Origin of the sequence: Methanobrevibacter sp., from assembly GCF_045646205.1 — an archaeon.
GTDB lineage: Archaea > Methanobacteriota > Methanobacteria > Methanobacteriales > Methanobacteriaceae > Methanocatella.
The window spans coordinates 1-5,026 of the sequence record NZ_JAZRKF010000025.1 but is presented as its reverse complement, the minus strand read 5'-3'; the positions used below and the strand labels follow the sequence as shown (position 1 = coordinate 5,026).

The 5,026-nt window shown below is 31.1% G+C and carries 3 protein-coding genes; all 3 read left to right on the top strand.

Annotation, left to right across the window (positions count from 1 at the left end):
- Positions 1 to 433 (top strand): glutamate synthase-related protein (locus ACKI44_RS05365; RefSeq protein ID WP_407422289.1); only part of this gene is annotated, 433 nt, incomplete at its 5' end.
- Between the two features lie 22 nt (positions 434 to 455).
- Positions 456 to 3,095: a PEP/pyruvate-binding domain-containing protein gene (locus ACKI44_RS05360; RefSeq protein WP_407422287.1), complete on the top strand. Its 2,640-nt coding sequence runs from the start codon at positions 456 to 458 to the stop codon at positions 3,093 to 3,095.
- Positions 3,096 to 3,536: 441 nt separating this feature from the next.
- Positions 3,537 to 4,733 (top strand): ATP-binding protein, encoded by a 1,197-nt coding sequence (locus tag ACKI44_RS05355; RefSeq protein ID WP_407422285.1) that lies wholly within the window; start codon positions 3,537 to 3,539, stop codon positions 4,731 to 4,733.
- Positions 4,734 to 5,026: the final 293 nt, after the last annotated feature.

The window sequence follows — 5,026 nt, the reverse complement described above, 5'->3', positions numbered from 1 at the left end:
TCCTACAATAGAGGCAATAGTGAAAGCCGATGATGCTCTTAAAGACATCAATTTAAGAAGTGAGGTAAGTCTTGTGGCTGCAGGAGGAATAAGATCTGGAGCTGATGTGGCAAAAGCAATAGCTTTAGGTGCAGATGCAGTATATATAGCAACATCTGCTCTGATTTCAGTAGGATGTAAAGTTTGCCAATCCTGTTCTGAAGGAATCTGTCCGAAAGGAATTGCAACACAGGATAGAGTACTTAGAAGAAGACTGGACCCTATAAGAAAAGGTCAGCAAGTTGCAAATTATATTGAGGCAATGACTCAGGAAGTTACCTCTTTAACTCAACAAGCGGGAAATACGGATATAGAAAATCTCGAACGTCAAGATCTTGTTGCATTAACTATGGAAGCTTCACAATTAACCGGAGTACCGATGGTGAGAAATTAAAAATCAATTAGGAGATAGTATTATGGCTGCATTCGATAGAGTTAAATCTGGAATTCCGGGGCTTGATAAAGCATTAGACAATATTCGTTTAGGTGACAATGTAGTATGGAATGTTACAAATTTAAATGAATTTTCTTACTTTGTCAATCCTTATGTAAAGCAGGCAAAAGAGGATAATAGGAACTTGATATACATTCGATTTGCCAATCATCCTCCTTTAATAGAGATGACTGATGAGGATTTCAGATTGCTTGATATAGAACAGAATAATCCCGATACGGAATTTTCCATGATAGAACGTGATGGGATTAAAATATATAAGGTAGACCCATATAAACAATTTGAAACATTCACATTGGAAGTTCACAGAATTATTGAAAAAGAGGGTTTAGATGCATTCTATGTTTTCGACTGTTTAAGCGACCTTCAGGCCGTTTGGTCAACAGATTTGATGATGGGCAATTTCTTTAAAGTTACCTGTCCATTTTTATTCCAATTGGATACAGTAGCATTCTTCCCAATTCTTCGTGGAAGGCATTCATATGAAGCTATTGCTAAAATTCGTGAAACAACACAGTTGTTCTTGAATGTATACTCAAATTCTCCGGAAGAAGTTTATGTAACTCCATTAAAAGTATGGAACAGATATTCCCAGACCATGTTTTTAGGACATAAATTCAATCCGATAACAGGTTTTGTTAAAGTTCTGCAGGATGGTCAGGAAGTCAGTAAATATTACAAGACCATCAATTCGGACAAATATCAAAATGAACAGACTTTGGACAGTTGGGAAAGATATATGCTTCAGCTTAGAAGGGAATATGGAGAAGGCAAAAATATCGATGATGAGTGCGATAAAATCTGTGAGCTGATGATGACGAAAGATGAGAAAATGCTTTCCAAAATCAGGGAATACTTTACATTTGAAGATTATATCACAATTTATGATCGCCGTGTAGGCAGTGGTTTGGTAGGGGGTAAAACCTGCGGAATGCTGCTTGCAAGAAAAATAATTGAAAAAGACCGTCCTGAATTATATGCTAATTTTGAACCTGATGATTCATTTTATATTGGTTCAGATTTATTTTACACCTACATTGTTTCAAATGACTTGTGGGATATTCGGGTAAATCAAAGAACCGAAGAAGGTTATTATAAATATGGTAAGGAGTTGGAGGAAGCTCTTAAAAAAGGTACTTTTTCAGATCAGATTAAAAAGGAATTCATACGCATTTTGGATTATTTCGGACAAAATCCTATTATTGTCAGGTCCAGTAGTTTTCTTGAAGACGGATACGGTAATGCATTCGCCGGAAAATATGAATCAGTCTTCTGTGTAAATAGGGGAACTCTTGAAGAACGTTTGGCTGCTTTTGAAGAAGCGGTGAAAGTAGTATATTCAAGTACAATGAATGTTTCCGCATTAGAATATAGGAAATTAAACGGTTTGGATGATGCTGATGAACAGATGGCTCTTTTAGTTCAAAGAGTTTCCGGATCTTATTATGGAGATTATTTCTTCCCGACCGCTGCGGGAGTAGGATTTTCATACAGTCCGTATTCACCTCTTCCGGATATGGACAACAGCAAAGGCATGCTAAGACTTGTAATGGGTCTTGGAACAAAAGCTGTTGACAGGACAAAAAAGGATTATCCAAGAATTATCAATCTTGATAAACCTGAACTGACTATGATGAAGGATATAAAGGAAAAACATAGATATTCTCAACATTATCTGGATGTAATTGATTTGAAAAATATTAGTCTGCATGATATTTCTATTGCTGAAGGTTTGGACATTATTCCAAAACATGCTAAAAAAGTTTTAATAGAACACGACCGTGATGCAGAGAGGATGTTTCGTGAACGGGGACAACGTCGTGAGATAGTATTTGTCAATTGTGAAGGAATTGTAAAAAATCATGAGTTTATTGAGGAGATGAAAGAAATTCTGAATACATTGGAAACTGCTTACGACTATCCTGTTGACATTGAATATACTGTTAATTTTGGAGAAGATAATTCTTTTAATATAAACTTATTGCAATGTCGTCCTCTTCAGGTTTCAACAAATAATGAGGATATTGAAATGCCTGAAGATAAAAATGTCTTCTTCCATATTAAGGAATCTTCTATGGGAATGTCAAGAAAGAATAAAATAGATACAATATGTTATGTTGATCCGCATAAGTATTATGAATATCCATATGCTCAAAAAAGTTCAATATCTCATGTAATTAGCGAGGTAAATGCTTATTGCAGAAATAATGATAGGACTGCCATGTTAATAGTTCCTGGAAGAATCGGTACATCATCTCCTGAATTGGGTATTCCTGTGGTGTTTGCAGATATTAGCCATTTCTCTGCAATTCTTGAGGAATCATATAGTGAAGTCGGTTATATGCCGGAATTATCTTTTGGAAGCCACATGTTTCAGGATCTGGTAGAAGCAGAAATATATTATGGTGCATTATTCGAAAACGAGAAAAAAATTGAATTCAATCGGGACATGATATTTGACTATCAGAATATCCTTAAAGATATAAATCCTGGTTTAAGTGAGGACATATATTCTATGATTCAGGTCATTGATTTTGATGAGGATAGTGCTGAATTTTATCATAACATGAATAAGGACGAAACAATGTGTATTTTCAAATAATTATGTCATAGGTTTAAAATAGGTTATAATGAATATATTTCATTATTTTTGGGCAGGCGGGTGGGACATATGCCTTTTTTATTTGTAATAATTCTTTTTTCACAAAAAAGATTTTTCAAATAAAAGAAAAATGTATGACAAAATATTCAATGTGATTAATAGCCCTATTTATTTAATATAGGGTTATTTTCACATGTTTTTTTTTAAAATAATTTTTTAAGAATTTATAAATAAAGTGGAGCATTTTTGATGAAAACATTGCATGAAACATTCAATAAGACAAAATTTTTCATTGAGTATTCAAAAAAATCTGTTAAATTAATTGCCTAAAATTGAAAGTGAATAATTTCCCTAATTCTAAAAAATTTAACTTATAACTAAAATTTTTTTAATTTTTATAAAAGTTAAACTTATATATTTAATTTTTCAATAAATAATATTATGGTAAAAAGGGATTTGTATTTAAATCGAATTGTTCCATTAATTGATAATGAATTAATTAAAGTAATAACTGGAATTAGAAGATGTGGTAAGTCGTATATGTTGGGATTAATTAAGAAAGAGCTAATTAATCGTGGAATTGATGAAAATAATATAATTTTAATTAATTTTGAATCAGCAAAATATCGAAATGTTGGCAATGCCCGTGAACTTGATTTATTAATAGAACATCTGGTAGAAAATATTGAAGGTAGGGTCTATTTATTTTTCGATGAAATACAGAATGTTGATGGGTGGGAAAAATCAATTAATGCTTGCAGAGTAGACTGGGACTGTGATATTTACATAACAGGTTCAAATTCAAAATTATTGTCTGGTGAACTGGCAACTCACTTGACTGGCAGATATTTTGAAATAAAAATGTATCCGTTTTCATATAAGGAATTCCTTGATTACAAACAACAATCCTCATCTGATGAATTATTCAATGAATATGTTGAATATGGTGGATTTCCACAGGTATTCAGTTTAAATAATGAAGATAAACTCAAATATTTGCATGATTTGTTCAATTCAATATTATACAATGATTTAATATCAAGATACCAAATAAGGGATGTAAATTTATTGGAACGTTTAATCATTTTTTTAATGGACAATATAGGTAAAACATTTTCAGCTAAAAGCATCTCTGATTATTTAAAAGAGGAAGAAAATGTTAAAATTGCTCCAAAAACAATTTACAATTATATAGATTATTTTACTAATTCTCTTTTATTAAAAAAAGCTCAAAGAGAAAATATCGGAGGAAAAGAGATTTTAAAGATTCATGAAAAGTATTATGTTACTGACCATGGATTCAACCAAGTGTTCAATGGCAGAAATTTAAAAAACATCTCAAGAACAATTGAAAACATTGTATACGTTGAACTTTTAAGAAAATGTTATGATGTGACTATTGGTAAAATAGGTGATTTTGAAATAGATTTCATAGCTAAAAAGCATAAACAAAAAGTTTACATTCAGGTAACTTATTCTTTGGCTTCTGAAGAAATATTTGATCGGGAATTTCGACCATTATTAAAAGTTAAGGATAATTATCCAAAATACGTGATTTCAACAGATAAATTTGATTTATCACAAGATGGTGTTATTCATCAAAATCTGATTGATTTTTTAGTAAATGGTTTAAAATAACCTGAAGTAATATTCATAGTAATTTTTAAGAAGCTTTAGAGTGGGTAAATATTCAATTATTCTTGTAGTTACCATTTGTAAATAAAATTTTAAAAATATACTTACTTCCAAACTAAACTATTTAATCACCTAAATCCTGATAAAATGGTAACTATAGTTAATTACCAAACTTTTGGTATATATGTTTCAAACCATTTGTCATAAACTTTTGTATCTAAAATCGATTCTTCATAGGTTTTTATAGTTAATTCATGTAAAAATTCTTTTGATTCAAGATAATAATGTTTTATTTC